Below are 15,458 nucleotides of genomic sequence, written 5' to 3' on the forward strand. Positions count from 1 at the left end.
TTACGGTAGATTATTTAGAACAAGCCACAAGCAAACAATTTAAAGCCCATTTCTCATTAAAAAGATAGATACAATGAATTTTAGAAAGTTTTATTTATTAGCATTACTATTTGCAGCACAATTTTCAAACTCCCAAGAAGGATTACCCGTTTATTCAGATTATTTATCGGATAACTATTATTTATTACACCCTTCGATGGCGGGAGCAGCTAATTGTGCAAAATTAAGACTAACCGCCAGGCAACAATGGTTTGGTCAAGCAGATGCACCAGCCTTGCAAACGGTGAGTTTTAATGGCTCATTAGGAGAGAGATCAGGTGGTGGTATTATTGTATTTAATGATAAAAATGGTTACCATTCTCAAACAGGAATGAAATTGACGTATGCTCACCATATTATGTTTTCCAGAGATGATGTGGATTTGAATCAGTTGTCGTTCGGGATGAGTGCTGGTTTTGTACAAAGTAATTTGGATGAAACTTCTTTTTATGATAATAATCCAGGGTATGACCCAAGTATATACGGGACGGTTATACAAAAGGCGTCTTATTTTAATGTTGATATAGGAGCATCGTATAATTTTTTGGACTTTTATGTGCATGCTACTGTAAAAAATGCATTGGCTAGTGATAGAAAATTATATACTGATAAGGAGCCAGTAAACTTGAAACGATTTATTTTAAACGCAGGTTATACTTTTGGTGATGATGAAACCATTCTTTGGGAACCATCATTTATGTTTCAGTTAGTGACTCAAACCCAGGAAAAGACTATTGATTTAAACATTAAAGCCTACAAATCATTAGATTTTGGAAAGTTATGGGGAGGAATCTCTTATAGAAGAAGTCTTGATGGTGCTCAATATGTAGATGGGAACTCTATTGCCGATCAAAAACTGCAATATGTAACACCAATCCTTGGGGTGAATTTTAAAAATTATATGGTTTCCTATACTTATTCTCATTTGTTAGGCAATGTAAAATTTGATGCCGGTGGATTCCATCAGATAACACTAGGGATTAATTTATTCTGCAAACCGGAAAAATACCACTGTAATTGTCCTGCGATTAATTAATAATTCAAATAACTGTCCCGATTTATCGGGACAATTTTTTTATATGATACTAAAAGCTGTTAACGGAAAAACTCCCCAAATTCCAGAAGATTGTTTTGTTGCTGAAAACGCGACTATTGTAGGCGATGTGGTACTTGGTTCCCACTGTAGTGTTTGGTTTAATGCGGTCATTCGCGGTGATGTGCATTATATCAAAATGGGGAATAAGGTTAATATTCAAGACGGAGCCATTATTCATTGTACTTATCAAAAGCATCCGACGGAAATTGGGAATAATGTTTCCATTGGTCATAATGCGATAGTGCATGGCTGTAAAGTTCATGACAATGTGTTGATTGGCATGGGAGCGATAGTGATGGATAATTGTGTTATCGAAAGCAATTCGATTGTGGCTGCCGGAGCGGTGGTTACTCAGAATACGGTTGTGGAATCGGGGACGATTTATGCCGGTGTTCCGGCTAAGAAGGTGAAAGATATTGACCAGTCAGATTTTGCCGGGGAAATTGAGCGTATTTCGAATAATTACGTGATGTATTCTTCTTGGTTTAAAGACGAATAAGGAAAGCCTTCAGATGGAGTCTAGCCCCGATGGAAGTGGCTACCGTGTAGCGCGAACAGCGGGCAAATGAGATAAACAATTCCCAAGCGTTTGGCTCCTAAAAATCTTTTACCATAATGTTGTATTTGTTGCTCAAGATATCACTTAAGACTTTTGGGTCTGCATTGCTGTAGAAGAGTGATTTTACGGAATGCTTTTCGGTATTTAAACCTCCTTTTTCCAATAAAACATTTTTAGTTTGTCGGGCAACGGCTTCCCCGGAGTCGATGATTTTAATGTCTTTGGGCAGGATTTTTTTTATTTGGGGCACTAGATACGGATAGTGACTGCAACCCAGCACCAAATAATCGATATTAGCGGCTATCATAGGCTCTAAGTAAAGATGTAGCAGTTGATTCATTTCGGGCGAATTGATGGCGCCGTTTTCAATCAGAGGAACGAGACCATGACCGATTTGTTCGATGATTTTTGTATCCTGAAATTTTTCCGCAGTTTGGTGAAACAGTTCGCTGTTTAAAGTTCCCTGTGTTGCCAAAATCCCAATAACATGTTTTTGCGAATTCACGGCAGCCGGTTTGATGGCCGGTTCAATACCAATAAAAGGAACGTCATAGTTGGCGCGCAATTCTTTGATAGCATTGGTTGTTGCCGTATTGCAGGCTACTACAATAATTTTAGCATTTTGATTGAGAAGAAACTCGGTGTTCTTGTTACTGAGGTGAATGATTTCTTCTTTTGATTTTTGTCCGTAGGGTGCATTTTTGGTGTCGGCGAGATAAATGGTGTCCTCATTGGGGAGTAATTCGTGTATCTCTTTCCAAATGGAGGTACCTCCAATTCCGGAATCAAAAAGGCCTATGGGATTTGTAGCTATCATAGAAACAAAAGTAAAAAAAAACTGCTCAAGTAAATGAGCAGTTTTGAATTGTATTTTTAGTATGGATTAAAATCCTAAATCTTTTTTCACATCAGCCGTTAAATCCGGTCCGTCTGCTAAAAGTAAATCAGCTACGTTTAATACGTATTGGTATCCTTTAGCTTTACCTACTTTGGCAATAGAAGCTTTAATTTTGTCCATTAATGGTTTTACCATATCCGCTTCTTTCTTTTGCAATTCTTTTTGTGCATTGTCTCTGTAATCCGTGATGCGTTTTACTAAATCCTGCACTTCCGTTTGACGGGTTTGGTTTACAGCATCCGTAACAGTAGAAGCTTCTTGGTCGTATTTTTTAATTTTGTTCTGATATTCTTCAGCCATTGTTTTGTATTCTGCATCATAAGTAGCGCTCAATTTTTCTAATTGTTTTTGAGCATCCAACATCGCTGGCATTTTAGAAATTAACTCATTTACATCTACGTGTGCAGTTTTAGCTTGAGCATTGATTGTGTGACATGTTCCTAAAAACAATACAGTAGCTATTAGTAATGATTTCAATCGTTTCATTGTTTTAAAAGTATTAATTAATTATTTATTATCGTTATTATTCTGTTTTTGGCAGTGTCGCCTTTTTTTCTTCTTTGGCCTTTTTAGCAGCCTCCCTGTCTTCCAGTATTTTTTTCTTTTTTTCTTCTAAAGCTTTTTTTCTGTCTTCAAGCATTTTGGCTCTTGCAGCGGCTTTGTCTTCTTTGTCTGCTGCAGCTGTGGAATCAGTCGCTTTTCTTGCTGTTGCTTTTTCGTCAGTAGTTGTTTTGTCTCCTGTAGTTTTATCGTTAGCAGGAACCGTGCCAGTTTTTTTCGCTTCTTTGGCATCAAGCAATGCTTTTCTTTTTGCTTCTTGATCGGCTTTCTTAGCTTCGGCAGCTGCTTTTTTATCGGCAACCAGCTGTTCACGGGCTTTTTTCTTGTCTTCTAATATTTTTTTTCTTTCAGCAAGAGCCGGATTATCATCTACGGCATCTTCTAAGGCTTCTTTGGCTTCCTGAGCTTTTACCTGTTTGGCGCTCATTTGCTCTCTCTTTTCCGCTCTTGTAATCACTCTAACTACTTGGTCGCTGATGTCGAATCTTTTGGCCGCGAATAGCATAGTTAAATCGGAAGATTTATCAAAAACATAATCAAACTTTTTGGCTTCGGCTATGTCTTGTACCGCATTGAATACTTGGTCTTGTATTGGTTTTACCAATACGGCCTTTTGGGTAATTAAATCGCCGTTTGGGCCGAATTTCTTTTGTTGGAAATCCAACAATTCATCTTCCTGAAATTTTATTTCTTCTTCACGCTCATCTACTAATTCTTTGGTAAGCAATGCTCTTTCTGTTTTTAACGCATCTTTTAATTTGGCAATTTCCACTTTCTTCGCTTCGATATCTTGCTTCCATTTTTGGGCTTTTTGCTCCAATTGACTTTTTGCTTCAGTATAATCGGGTACATTTTGTAGAATATATTCCATGTCAATGTAACCAATCTTTATGCCTCTGGATTGCGCATTGGCTTTAAATCCAATAGATAAAAGAAGAATTGTTATTGCAAAATATTTTTTCATACGATTATGATTTAGAAATATGGTACCAAATATAATTAAAATTGTTGACCAATTATAAAATGTGTTTCCCAACCATTCTTTTCGGTTAAACCGGGAACTGCATCAAATCCGTGTGCAAAGTCTATTCCTAATAATCCAAAGGCCGGCATAAATATACGGATACCAAATCCGGCAGAACGTTGCAATACAAACGGGTTGTATTCTTTGAACGTATCATATGAGGCGCCCGCTTCTACAAAAGTCAAAGCATAGATAGATGCTGCCGCTTTTAATGTCAAAGGATATCTTAGCTCCATAGAAAATTTATTGTAAACGGTTCCTCCATCGGTTGAAGACAAGGATTGGTTAGGATATCCTCTTAACTGGATAACCTCTCTACCATCTAAGGAGAAGTTGGCTAAACCATCACCACCTAAGTAGAATCTTTCGAAAGGAACCAAACCTCTTCCACTGTTGTAGGCGCCTAAATAACCGAATTCCGCAAGGGTTCTTAAAACCAACGCTTTTGATTGTCCACCGGCTAATTTAGTATACCAATCAGCTTTGAATTTTATCTTGTAATATTCCAGCCATTTGAATTTTTCCTGATCTACTTTACTTCTGTCGGCTGTTGCTTCAGTATAGGTGTATGCTTTTTCGTAAATTTTAGAACCGGTTGTTGTTTCTTTTAAATAATCGCCGGGAGCAGGTAATTCTCCAATAGAATTGGCAGCGATAGTATAACCGGCATCGGTAGCGTATTTTAATTTATAGGATTCCTGATTCTCTAAATTGCCATAATCCACTCCGTTGAATAAAGAGTAAGGCAGCGTAAATTTAGCCGAAATACTAAACTCCGAACCTGAGGTAGGGAATATAGGATTCACTCCTTTATTATTTCTACTTAAACCAACAGTATAGGCTAAGTTTCGAGAGGCACCGTCTCCAAAAGTAAATAATCCGGTGTTGTAATTATGCAAATCATAATACTGGAAAGAAACGGAACTTGAGAACACGAAATAGTCATCTGGAATGGTTAGCCTTTTGGCAATACCAACCGATAACGAAGTGATGTTAAAGCTTTTGCTTTTATCAACGCTACTGGCGCTTCCGGTATATAAAAATTGTTTACTGTGTGATATCGATGAGGAGAACTGAATTGGTTTTTTACCGCCCAACCATGGTTCTGAGAACGATAAACTATAGGTTTGGAAATAAGAACTCGCTTGTAAACGCAACGCTACTTTTTGTCCATCCCCCATTGGTAAAGGCTTATAGGCTTCTTTTTTAAACATATTTCTGGCTGAGAAATTATTAAAGGACAATCCTAGCGTTCCAATAAATCCGCCACCGCCATAACCTCCCTGAAGTTCAATCTGGCTCGATCCTTTTTCCACAACATTGTATTCAATATCTACAGTTCCGGCAGCTGGATCCACATTTTTAAATTTTGGGTCGATAGCTTCCGGGTCAAAGAAACCTAATTGTCCAATCTCGCGAATGGTTCTCACTAAATCTTCTTTGCTGTATTTTTGACCAGGTTGTGTTCTTAATTCTCGGTAGATGACACGATCATTTGTCTTGTCATTTCCAACTACGGTTATGTTGTTGAAATAAGCAATTGGCCCTTCGGTAACTCTGATTTCAAAATCGATGGTGTCGTTGGCCGTTTTAACCTCTACGGCATTAATATTGGAAAACAAATAACCATTGTTTTGATATAAGTTCGTAATATCATCGGCATCCGGTTTTGTTTTATCGGCAATTCTTTTTTGCAACAAAACACCATTATAAACATCTCCTTTTTTGATGCCTAGTACTCGACTCAATAATTGATCGGAATAGACCGAGTTTCCTAAGAATTTAATGTTTCCAAAGTGGTATTTGTCACCTTCTTCGACTTTTACATTGATGGCCAGTTTGGTTTTTTTTGCATTTAAAAATACGGAGTCTTTTACTACTCGGGCATCTCTATATCCTTTTTCTTTATACTTATCAATGATGGTTGTTAAATCCTCGTTGTATTTGTCTTTGATGAATTTAGAAGCTTTAAAAATCCGAATCGGATTGATTTGCTTGGTGTTTTTCATGGCTTTTCTCAGTTTGGCGTCTGAGAATTTTTCATTGCCCTCGAAAGTGATTTTCGAAATTTTCAACTTATCACCTTTATCAATGTTAACAAGCATTTTTACCTGATTTCCTTCGGTAGTATCAGGAATAGTGGTTATGAAAACTTTGGTGCTGTAGAAGCCGTCTTTTTTGTATTTGTTTTCGATGTAATTCTTGGTAGTGGTAATCAAATTTTCGTTGACAATCTTTCCTTTGGTTAAGCCGTTGTCTTTGATTAAACCTTCTGTTTTCGATTTTTTAACGCCTTGAAATTTTACTTCACTCAGTTTTGGAAGTTCAACGATGTCAAGATCCATCCAGATGCTGTCGCCTTCCGTTTTGGTTACATAAAAATCGATGTCGCTAAAAAGGCCCAGTTTTCCCAGCTTTTTGATGGCATTGCTGATTTCTTCTCCGGGAACGGTAATTTCCTGTCCCTTTTCTAAACCGGCAAAAGTTACCACTGTTTGTTGGTTGTAACTGATTTTGCCATTTACTTTAACATCGGCCAAAATGTATTTTTTAGCTTGGTCAAACGGAATTCTATCTTGGGCTTGTAATTGAAAAATAGTTCCGAATAATAGTATCGTTAGAACTATTTTTAAAGGTGTAATCTGCACTGAAATTTTATTTAATTTGTTCACTTGTTTTTCCAAATCTTCGTTCTCTTTTCTGATAGCTAATAATGGCTTCATATAAATCTTCTTCTTTAAAATCGGGCCACAAAACCTCCGTAAAATAAAATTCTGCATAGGCGATTTGCCATAACAGAAAATTACTAATTCGGTGTTCACCACTGGTTCTAATCACTAAATCTACATCGGGTAAATTGTGCGTGTAAAGATGCTGATTAATAATTGATTCATCAAGTGTGTCTATCGAAATTATATTATTTTTAACTTTATTGCTTATAATTTTAACAGCATTTAACAATTCCTCTCGGGAACCATAGCTCAAAGCTAAAGTCAGAGTCATTCGGCCGTTGTTTTTTGTTTTTTCTATTACAGCCAAAAGCTCTTTTTTGGCTTTGGCAGGCAGTAAATCTATGTTGCCGATACAGTTTAATCGAATGTCATTTTTCTGTAAAGTTTCCAACTCATTTTTTAAGGAAGAAATCAGAAGACGCATCAAAGTGTCTACTTCTAATTTGGGGCGTTTCCAGTTTTCGGTAGAAAAAGCATAGAGCGTTAGGTTCTCAATGCCTAATTTGGCACAGGATTCAACGGTAACTCTAACGGATTTGGTGCCGTTTTCGTGACCAAAAGCTCGTAATAAACCTTTCTGTTTTGCCCATCGTCCGTTACCATCCATGATAATGGCTAGGTGTTTGGGTAAATTGTCTTTGTTTATAGTATTTTTTAAGCTCATTTTTTAATCGGCGCAATAACAAGGTTTGTCTCCAAAAGTATACGTTATCGTAAATCCTGTAAAAACATACCAGTCTTTGCTATTTAAATTACCAAATTTCAATGGTTCTAAATTTTTATTCTTCGGCGAACTTCCATCCAAATTATCGGTGAAGGTGTATCGGGCGCCCACTTCAATTCCAAGGATTATGTTTTCAAAAATATTGCCTTTCACACCCACAGTCATCGGGATAGCCAAGCTGCTGGTTGTTTTGTCTTTTCGGGTTATGCCATTTTGAACATACAATTCGTCGTATCTCAAATAAGCCAGGCCAGAATAGACATAAGGCGTTATTTTTCTTTTTAATAATTCGTGCAGATTAAAATCAAAAAAATCGAATTCTAATCCGGCGGAAAGCTCTTTAATGTCATTTTTGAATTTATAGCCTCTGTCATACCTTCCGGGCACTTCAGAATCTAAATCATTACCCGAAATAGACGATTGTGTATAGGAAAACCTATACGAATGTCTTGGACTTTTATTCCATTTGTACAAAATCCCAAAGGCTAATTCATTTGGCGAAATATAAGTGGTTTTGCCCACATCGCCTATAAAATTACTGCCTCCCAAGAATACACCAATTTCATGAATCTGTGCATGCGATATGGTATGGAAAATCAAACAAAAAAATAACACTAAAATCTTTTTCATCAAATTGAAAATAGCGTGCAAATATAATAATTCTCAGTACTTATCTAACATGAAATCAGGATTTCTGTTAAATAAAATAAAGCACTGATAGTTACGGCAGTCAACACGGATTATATTCTAAAACGGAATTTTTAGAATTGTAGTATATAATGAGGTAGATTTTTTTCTAATTTCTCTTGTCTTCTCCCCAAAGTAATTTGTTGCGAAGGGTTTTTAGAAAAGTCTCTCCCGGAATTTCCACCATCTTTATTTGGAAAGGCGTTTTTTTAATGATCAATTCCGAATGGTTGCTGATATAGGTTTTTCTGGCATCTAAGGAAACTAAGTATTGCTCATCTCTTCCCGAAACTTTAAGGCGAATTTCAGTATCATCCGGAATTACGAGTGGTCTGGCTGTGAGGTTATGCGGTGCAATAGGAGTAATGACTAATGCTTTTACGTCGGGGGTTAATATCGGTCCGCCGCAACTTAAGGAATACCCCGTTGAGCCGGTTGGTGTGGAAATAATCAACCCGTCGGCCCAGTACGAACTCAGATATTCGCCGTTCAAAAAGGTCTCAATAGTAATCATCGAAGTGGTGTCCTTTCTGTTGATGGAAACTTCGTTCATGGCAAAATTGAGGTCTGTTGTAGCTTCATTCGGGAAATAGGTCATCGACAAAAGGGTTCTTTCGGAAATGGTGTATTTTTTTTCCATTACAATTTGTAGAAACGATTCGATGTTTTCTTTTTGCACTTTGGCCAAAAAGCCCAATCTACCGGCGTTCACACCCAGTATCGGGATGCCCGAATCGCGTACGAAAGTCGTGGCCCGAAGCATTGTTCCGTCACCGCCAATGCTGATGAGGATATCAAAACTTTTGTCTAAATCGGCATGAGAGGAAAAGGTATTGTATTGTTTTTCGACAATTTTTTCTTCGTGTAATATCTTCAGAAACTTCTCTTCAATGACCAACTCGACATTGTTTCTGTTGAAAAAAACAAAAATGTCTTTAATGATTGGTCGCGTGTCGTTTTGGTAATATTGTCCGAAGATGGCAACTTTCATGGCTTACATATTTAGGTATTTATCCAAATATTCCGAACGCTCTTTCAGGTTGTTCAGATAATTGTCTTCGTTGTGTTCCGAAATGATTTCATAATTGTAGCGACGAAACGTTTGAATGATTTCATTCATCGCGCCCAATGTGGTTTTTATAGTCACTTGTACTTTTTCTGCATTAGCTTCCGAAACAAAAACACCCAATAATTTACCGTTATTGCTTTCCACAATCTGCGTAATCTGGCTCATAGAATAATCCGCCACTGGTTTTTCAACCACTATAATGCCGCCGGTTTCCTTAAGGAAAGGCGTTTCGTTTAAAAACTTAATAACATCCGTAATCTCATAATAACCAACATATTTGTTGGTTTCGTCCAGTATAGGAACCACATTAGCATTGTTTCGGGCAAAAACTTCCAAAACATCTAGCCAAATCATAGTATTTCTAACAAAAAAACCTTCCAAAGCATAGCGATAATCAACGATGCTTTTTTGCGTTTCAAAGGTTTCAGCATCAACAGCCGAAAGACACCCCATAAAAATGTCATTATCCAAAATAGGGAAATGGGAATAGGTGCTCTCTGCAAAAAAATCCTGGATTTCAGCAACGGATTCCCCTATCAAAAAAGGCTTAAAATCGTTATTGATATAATCTGAAAGTTCTCTCATGTATTCTTTTCTTTTAGCGACTGCAAAATAATCAAATTTTGGGACATGCCGACTTAGTTTTACTTTGTATTTTTGTAATCAAATTTTCAAAAAGGAATTGAAAACCCAAAATCCCATGACAAAATTAAGCGTAAACATCAATAAAATAGCGACTTTGCGAAATGCGCGTGGTGGTAATGTGCCTGATTTACTGCAAGTAGCCAAAGACATTCAAAAGTTCGGAGCCCAAGGAATCACCATCCATCCAAGACCGGATGAAAGGCATATCCGTTACCAGGATGCCCGCGATTTAAAACCGATTGTTTATACCGAATTCAATATCGAAGGCAACCCACAACACAATTTTATTGATTTGGTTTTGGAATGTAAACCCGAACAAGTGACTTTGGTTCCCGATGCGATTGGTGCGATTACGTCATCTGCCGGATGGGACACGATAAAGTTTCAAGATTATTTAACCGATGTCATTGCCGAATTCAAACGCAATGGAATCAGAACTTCGATCTTTGTGGATCCGGTTTTGGAAATGATTGAAGGCGCCAAGAAAACAGGAACTGACCGAATCGAATTGTACACCGAAGAATTCGCCCATCAATATGGTTTAGGCAATCCATCAGGAATCGAACCTTATATCAAAGCTTCAGTTTTAGCCAATGAATTGGGATTGGGAATCAATGCCGGACATGATTTGAGTTTGGATAATATCAAATTTTTCAAAGACAACATTCCGGGCTTGTTGGAAGTCTCTATTGGTCACGCCTTGATTTCGGAAGCTTTGTATCTTGGTTTGGATAATGTAGTGAATATGTATTTAAACAAATTAAAATAAATGGTGTATTCCAGAATTGAAGGCGAAGGCAAGCCACTTATCATCATTCACGGGTTTCTCGGTATGAGTGACAACTGGAAATCATTCGGTTCGCTATATGCTGCGGAAGGTTTTCAGGTACACATGCTAGATTTGCGCAATCACGGCAAAAGTTTTCATTCGGAGGATTTCAATTATACGGTCATGGCGAATGATTTGCTGGGGTATTGCCAACATTATGATTTGAAAGATATTTCGATTATAGGTCATTCCATGGGTGGAAAAGTAGCGATGCTTTTTGCTACCACTTATCCGGAATTAGTGGAAAAATTAATCGTTGCCGATATTGGTCCGAAATACTACGCGCCACATCATGACGACATTCTAGCCGGATTAAACGCAGTAGATTTTTCAACCAAACCCGACAGAGCAACGGTAGAAGAAATACTGTATCCGTTTATTCCCGATTTTGGGACTCGACAGTTTTTAATGAAAAACCTATACTGGGTTGAGCCGGGTCAATTGGCTTTTCGCTTTAATTTGCCGGTTTTCAATGCTAAAATTGAGACAATAGGGGAAGCTTTGCCAGCAGAAAATCATTTTGACAAACCAACCATGTTTATTCGTGGCGGAAACTCCCGCTACATCCTGGATACTGATTTGCCCGAAATCAAAAAGCATTTTCCTAACTTTGAATTGGCAACGATTCCCAATGTCGGACATTGGTTGCATGCCGAAAACCCAAAAGTCTTCTTTGTAGAAACGATTCAATTTTTAAAATAAAACAAATTATGAAATTACTCATCCGAATATTTATTACTGCGCTTTTGGTTATGGCCATTGCCTATCTTATGAAAGGCGTGTACGTCAAAGAATTTACCACGGCACTAACTGTGGCAATTGTTTTAGGGTTGCTCAACTTTTTTGTAAAACCTATATTGGTTTTGTTCACCTTGCCGGTAACTTTCTTTACGCTTGGTTTGTTTTTGCTGGTTATCAATGCTATAATCATTATGCTTTGTGACTATTTTATTGATGAATTCAGCGTCAATTCGTTTTGGACAGCCATGCTCTTCAGTATCATCTTATCGCTTTCGCAATCATTGGTTTACCAAATCACTGGCGAAGCAAAATAAAACTTTAGAAATCAATAAAATAAAATTGCTTGGGTTGCAGAAATGTTATAATTTTGCAACCCAATTTTAGTATGTAAAAAACACAAGAAATGAACATCACAAGAAATAATGTAGACGCATTAAATGCAGTGGTTACTGTAGAAGTATCAAAATCGGATTACGCAGAAAAAGTAGAGAAAGTTTTAGCAGATTATAGAAAAAATGCTGCTATTCCGGGTTTCAGAAAAGGAGCGGTGCCGATGAGTTTAATCCACAAACAATACGGTAAAGCCGTTTTGTTGGATGAAGTAAACAAATTGTTGCAAGACAATCTGAATAATTATTTAGTAGAAGAAAAGTTAGATATCCTTGGTAATCCACTTCCAAAAGTAACGGAAGATTTCAACTGGGATGTAGAAGATTATAAATTCGAATTTGAATTAGGTTTGGCTCCTGAATTTTCAGTTGATTTAGCGGCTAAAAATACTTTGGTACAATACAAAATCGTTGCTGACGATAAAATGTTGAACGACCAGGTAGCCCGTATCCAAAAACAATACGGAAAACTAATCGCCAAAGATACCGTTGAAGAAGGAAATGACGTTTCGGGAATTTTTGCCAACGAAGAAAAAGGCATCAACAACAGAACAACACTTTCTTTGGATGTGTTTAAAGACAAAAAAACAGCCAAAGCGTTCATCGGTAAAAAAGTGGGCGATGTAGTTACCTTAAAAACTAAAGGATTATTCGATGACGATCACAAATTGATGGATTTCTTAGCAGTAGGACACGATGATGTTCACGGTTTAGATGTAGAAGTGACTTTCACTATTGATGAAGTAACCACGCACGAACCAGCGGTTTTAGATCAGGAATTATTCGATAAATTATTTGGGCCAAAAGTAATCACTTCGGTGGATGAGTTGAAAGCCAAAATCAAAGAAGATGCCGAAAAACAATTCGCGCAACAAGCGGATCAAAAATTCTTAAACGATGTGACGGAGTTTTTAATTGCTAACACTAAGTTTGATTTGCCGGCAGGTTTCCTTAAAAAATGGATTCAATCAGCTGGTGAAAATCCACTAAGTGCGGAAGAAGCGGAAGCAGAATACAGTAAATCAGAAAACGGTTTGCGTTACCAATTAATCGAAGGAAAAATCATCACAGAAAATGGGTTGCAAATCACTTTCGAAGACTTGAAAGCTTACACTTCTGAAGTAATCAAAAAACAAATGGCACAATTCGGTCAAATGGATCCGTCTGATGAGGATGTTCAGGGAATCGTAGCCCGTGTAATGTCAAACCAAGACGAAGTACGTCGTTTGTCAGAGCAAGTAATGAACGAAAAAATGCTAAACCTGTTTAAAGACAAAGTGAAAGCGAAGTCAAAAGAAGTTTCTTATGACGATTTCATCAAAGCTATGTACGGTGAGATTTAATTAGAAAAATTAGTATATTTGAGCGTCAGAGTCGGAAAGATTTTGACGCTTTTTTATTTTTTTGTCACAATGTCATACCTTATTTTTAGGCACGACCTTTGACTAACTAAAGGAAATAGTTTTTAACTCATAATTCATAACTAATAAAATGGACTACGGAAAAGAATTTAAAAAATTTGCTACCAAAAAACACGGCGTAAACAGCCTGTATTATGATAAAATCGTAGGTAGTATGACGCCTTATATCATCGAAGAACGTCAAATGAATATTTCACAACTAGACGTGTTTTCCCGTTTAATGATGGACAGAATCATCTTTATGGGAACCGGTGTTGACGATTATATGGCGAACATCATTCAAGCACAATTATTATTTTTGGAAAGTGTTGACGCTTCCAAAGACATCCAAATCTACATCAACTCTCCGGGCGGTAGCGTGTATGCCGGTTTAGGAATTTACGATACGATGCAATACATCAAACCCGATGTAGCTACGATTTGTACCGGAATGGCAGCTTCGATGGGTGCGGTTTTATTGTGTGCCGGTGCAGCCGGAAAACGTTCCGCATTACCACATTCAAGAGTGATGATTCACCAGCCTTCAGGCGGAGCGCAAGGGGTTGCGACTGATATGGAAATCAACTTGAAAGAAATGTTGAAACTAAAAGAGGAATTATACCAAATCATTTCGCACCATTCGGGTCAACCCATGGATAAAGTATACAAAGATTCAGAACGCGATTATTGGATGATTGCCGATGAAGCCAAAGAGTACGGAATGATTGATGAAGTGTTAAGAAGATAAATTCAGTTTACAGTTTACAGTCTCAGTTTACAGAAAAGTAACTGCGACTACGACTGCGACTGCTAACTATAAAAGATGGCAAAACAAGTTTTAGAATGTTCCTTTTGTGGGAGAAAAAAACCGGAAACCAATTTATTGATAGCCGGTATCAATGCGCATGTGTGTGATCGTTGTATCGAGCAGGCACACGGCATTGTAATGGAGGAGTTGAAAGGAAATGCAGTAAAACAATCGGCTGATTTGGTGTTGAAAAAACCAAAGGAAATCAGGGCATTCCTTGATCAATACGTTATTGGGCAGGACCAAACCAAAAAAGTAATGTCGGTGGCCGTATACAATCACTACAAACGATTGATGCAACTCCAACACGAAGAAGATGTAGAAATTGAAAAATCAAACATCATCATGGTGGGTCAAACCGGAACCGGAAAAACATTGGTAGCCAAAACGATTGCCAGAATGTTAGACGTTCCGTTAGCCATTGTAGATGCAACGGTGTTGACAGAAGCCGGTTATGTGGGTGAAGATGTCGAAAGTATTTTGACACGTCTTTTGCAGGCGGCCGATTATGATGTGGCAAAAGCCGAGAGAGGTATCGTCTTCATTGACGAAATCGATAAGATTGCCCGTAAAAGCGACAATCCATCCATCACTCGTGATGTTTCGGGTGAAGGCGTGCAACAGGCTTTGTTGAAATTGCTGGAAGGTACCATGGTCAACGTTCCGCCAAAAGGAGGAAGAAAACACCCTGACCAAAAATTCGTGGAAGTGAATACCAAAGATATTTTGTTTATCGCTGGTGGTGCTTTTGACGGCATTGAAAGAATCATTTCCAAACGATTGAACCGTCAGGCCATTGGCTATTCCACTTCCAAAAATCCGGAAGGCATTGATAAGAATAATTTACTGCAATACGTCATTCCGAAAGACATCAAGGATTTTGGGTTGATTCCGGAAATTATTGGGCGTTTGCCGGTGCTGACTCACATGGATCCATTGGATAAAGAAACCTTGAGAGCCATTCTGACGCAACCCAAAAATGCACTGATCAAACAATACGAAAAGTTGTTTGGTATGGACGATGTGAAATTCTCCATCTCTGACGAAGCTTTAGATTATATTGTGGATAAGGCATTAGAATATAAGCTTGGTGCCCGTGGATTGCGTTCGCTTTGCGAGGCGATTCTAACCGATGCCATGTATGATTTGCCAAGTTCGGATGAAAAAGAACTGCACATTGATTTGGATTATACGCACGATGCGCTGACCAAAAATTTATTAAAACGACTGGAAATTGCTTCTTAGTTAAAGCGATTG

16 protein-coding genes are annotated in these 15,458 nt (G+C 37.8%); 8 read left to right on the forward strand and 8 right to left on the reverse strand.

All coding sequences use genetic code 11. The features are described 5' to 3' along the window. Nucleotides 1-73 precede the first annotated feature (73 nt). Nucleotides 74-1,075 carry a PorP/SprF family type IX secretion system membrane protein gene (locus V7D82_RS02240; RefSeq protein ID WP_333599346.1) on the forward strand — a complete coding sequence of 334 codons (1,002 nt, stop codon included), beginning with the start codon at nt 74-76 and terminating at the stop codon, nt 1,073-1,075. 43 nt (nt 1,076-1,118) lie between these two features. Further along, nucleotides 1,119-1,634, forward strand: coding sequence for a gamma carbonic anhydrase family protein (locus V7D82_RS02245; RefSeq protein WP_333599347.1), 516 nt, complete (start codon nt 1,119-1,121; stop codon nt 1,632-1,634). Between the two features lie 97 nt (nt 1,635-1,731). On the opposite strand, the gene murI is transcribed toward V7D82_RS02245, so the two are convergent. The 8 genes from murI to V7D82_RS02285 form a co-directional block, all read right to left on the reverse strand. Beyond that, nucleotides 1,732-2,511: a glutamate racemase gene (murI, locus tag V7D82_RS02250; RefSeq protein WP_333599348.1), complete on the reverse strand. Its 780-nt coding sequence runs from the start codon at nt 2,509-2,511 to the stop codon at nt 1,732-1,734. 66 nt (nt 2,512-2,577) lie between these two features. Then, nucleotides 2,578-3,078: an OmpH family outer membrane protein gene (locus V7D82_RS02255; protein WP_333599349.1), complete on the reverse strand. Its 501-nt coding sequence runs from the start codon at nt 3,076-3,078 to the stop codon at nt 2,578-2,580. Nucleotides 3,079-3,115: 37 nt separating this feature from the next. Beyond that, nucleotides 3,116-4,117, reverse strand: coding sequence for an OmpH family outer membrane protein (locus tag V7D82_RS02260; protein WP_333599350.1), 1,002 nt, complete (start codon nt 4,115-4,117; stop codon nt 3,116-3,118). A 35-nt stretch (nt 4,118-4,152) separates the two neighbouring features. Continuing rightward, nucleotides 4,153-6,900 (reverse strand): outer membrane protein assembly factor BamA, encoded by a 2,748-nt coding sequence (gene bamA, locus V7D82_RS02265; RefSeq protein ID WP_333599351.1) that lies wholly within the window; start codon nt 6,898-6,900, stop codon nt 4,153-4,155. After that, nucleotides 6,833-7,573 (reverse strand): isoprenyl transferase, encoded by a 741-nt coding sequence (locus V7D82_RS02270; RefSeq protein ID WP_333599352.1) that lies wholly within the window; start codon nt 7,571-7,573, stop codon nt 6,833-6,835. The genes bamA and V7D82_RS02270 overlap by 68 nt, the downstream gene beginning before the upstream one ends. A gap of 3 nt (nt 7,574-7,576) precedes the next feature. Next, nucleotides 7,577-8,263: a type IX secretion system protein PorG gene (gene porG, locus V7D82_RS02275; RefSeq protein WP_333599353.1), complete on the reverse strand. Its 687-nt coding sequence runs from the start codon at nt 8,261-8,263 to the stop codon at nt 7,577-7,579. 166 nt (nt 8,264-8,429) lie between these two features. Then, nucleotides 8,430-9,311, reverse strand: coding sequence for an NAD kinase (locus V7D82_RS02280; RefSeq protein ID WP_333599354.1), 882 nt, complete (start codon nt 9,309-9,311; stop codon nt 8,430-8,432). Nucleotides 9,312-9,314: 3 nt separating this feature from the next. Then, complete coding sequence (locus tag V7D82_RS02285; protein WP_333599355.1) at nt 9,315-9,974, reverse strand: CBS domain-containing protein; 660 nt, start codon at nt 9,972-9,974, stop codon at nt 9,315-9,317. 115 nt (nt 9,975-10,089) lie between these two features. Here V7D82_RS02285 and V7D82_RS02290 point away from each other — a divergent pair, with 115 nt between their 5' ends. From V7D82_RS02290 to clpX, 6 genes are all read left to right on the forward strand, one after another. After that, nucleotides 10,090-10,803 carry a pyridoxine 5'-phosphate synthase gene (locus V7D82_RS02290; protein ID WP_333599356.1) on the forward strand — a complete coding sequence of 238 codons (714 nt, stop codon included), beginning with the start codon at nt 10,090-10,092 and terminating at the stop codon, nt 10,801-10,803. Continuing rightward, entirely contained in the window at nt 10,804-11,565 is a 762-nt protein-coding gene (locus tag V7D82_RS02295; RefSeq protein ID WP_333599357.1) for an alpha/beta fold hydrolase, read from the forward strand. Nucleotides 11,566-11,573: 8 nt separating this feature from the next. Continuing rightward, nucleotides 11,574-11,918 (forward strand): phage holin family protein, encoded by a 345-nt coding sequence (locus V7D82_RS02300; RefSeq protein ID WP_333599358.1) that lies wholly within the window; start codon nt 11,574-11,576, stop codon nt 11,916-11,918. 89 nt (nt 11,919-12,007) lie between these two features. Continuing rightward, the gene (tig, locus tag V7D82_RS02305; protein WP_333599359.1) at nt 12,008-13,336 is read left to right on the forward strand and encodes a trigger factor; all 1,329 of its coding nucleotides are present in this window, start codon (nt 12,008-12,010) and stop codon (nt 13,334-13,336) included. A gap of 148 nt (nt 13,337-13,484) precedes the next feature. Continuing rightward, nucleotides 13,485-14,141, forward strand: coding sequence for an ATP-dependent Clp endopeptidase proteolytic subunit ClpP (gene clpP, locus V7D82_RS02310; RefSeq protein ID WP_333599360.1), 657 nt, complete (start codon nt 13,485-13,487; stop codon nt 14,139-14,141). Between the two features lie 75 nt (nt 14,142-14,216). After that, nucleotides 14,217-15,446: an ATP-dependent Clp protease ATP-binding subunit ClpX gene (gene clpX / locus V7D82_RS02315; RefSeq protein ID WP_333599361.1), complete on the forward strand. Its 1,230-nt coding sequence runs from the start codon at nt 14,217-14,219 to the stop codon at nt 15,444-15,446. The last annotated feature ends 12 nt before the right edge of the window (nt 15,447-15,458 follow it).

It is taken from the genome of Flavobacterium sp., assembly GCF_036741995.1.
Classification (GTDB): domain Bacteria; phylum Bacteroidota; class Bacteroidia; order Flavobacteriales; family Flavobacteriaceae; genus Flavobacterium.

Bases quoted from the DNA above. Each gene is read 5' to 3' on its own strand.
- V7D82_RS02260 (WP_333599350.1), bottom strand. From the start codon at position 4,117: ATGAAAAAATATTTTGCAATAACAATTCTTCTTTTATCTATTGGATTT.
- V7D82_RS02280 (WP_333599354.1), bottom strand. From the start codon at position 9,311: ATGAAAGTTGCCATCTTCGGACAATATTACCAAAACGACACGCGACCA.
- V7D82_RS02245 (WP_333599347.1), top strand. From the start codon at position 1,119: ATGATACTAAAAGCTGTTAACGGAAAAACTCCCCAAATTCCAGAAGAT.
- murI (WP_333599348.1), bottom strand. From the start codon at position 2,511: ATGATAGCTACAAATCCCATAGGCCTTTTTGATTCCGGAATTGGAGGT.
- V7D82_RS02285 (WP_333599355.1), bottom strand. From the start codon at position 9,974: ATGAGAGAACTTTCAGATTATATCAATAACGATTTTAAGCCTTTTTTG.
- clpP (WP_333599360.1), top strand. From the start codon at position 13,485: ATGGACTACGGAAAAGAATTTAAAAAATTTGCTACCAAAAAACACGGC.
- V7D82_RS02255 (WP_333599349.1), bottom strand. From the start codon at position 3,078: ATGAAACGATTGAAATCATTACTAATAGCTACTGTATTGTTTTTAGGA.
- V7D82_RS02270 (WP_333599352.1), bottom strand. From the start codon at position 7,573: ATGAGCTTAAAAAATACTATAAACAAAGACAATTTACCCAAACACCTA.
- V7D82_RS02300 (WP_333599358.1), top strand. From the start codon at position 11,574: ATGAAATTACTCATCCGAATATTTATTACTGCGCTTTTGGTTATGGCC.
- porG (WP_333599353.1), bottom strand. From the start codon at position 8,263: ATGAAAAAGATTTTAGTGTTATTTTTTTGTTTGATTTTCCATACCATA.
- bamA (WP_333599351.1), bottom strand. From the start codon at position 6,900: ATGAAGCCATTATTAGCTATCAGAAAAGAGAACGAAGATTTGGAAAAA.
- V7D82_RS02240 (WP_333599346.1), top strand. From the start codon at position 74: ATGAATTTTAGAAAGTTTTATTTATTAGCATTACTATTTGCAGCACAA.
- clpX (WP_333599361.1), top strand. From the start codon at position 14,217: ATGGCAAAACAAGTTTTAGAATGTTCCTTTTGTGGGAGAAAAAAACCG.
- V7D82_RS02295 (WP_333599357.1), top strand. From the start codon at position 10,804: ATGGTGTATTCCAGAATTGAAGGCGAAGGCAAGCCACTTATCATCATT.
- V7D82_RS02290 (WP_333599356.1), top strand. From the start codon at position 10,090: ATGACAAAATTAAGCGTAAACATCAATAAAATAGCGACTTTGCGAAAT.
- tig (WP_333599359.1), top strand. From the start codon at position 12,008: ATGAACATCACAAGAAATAATGTAGACGCATTAAATGCAGTGGTTACT.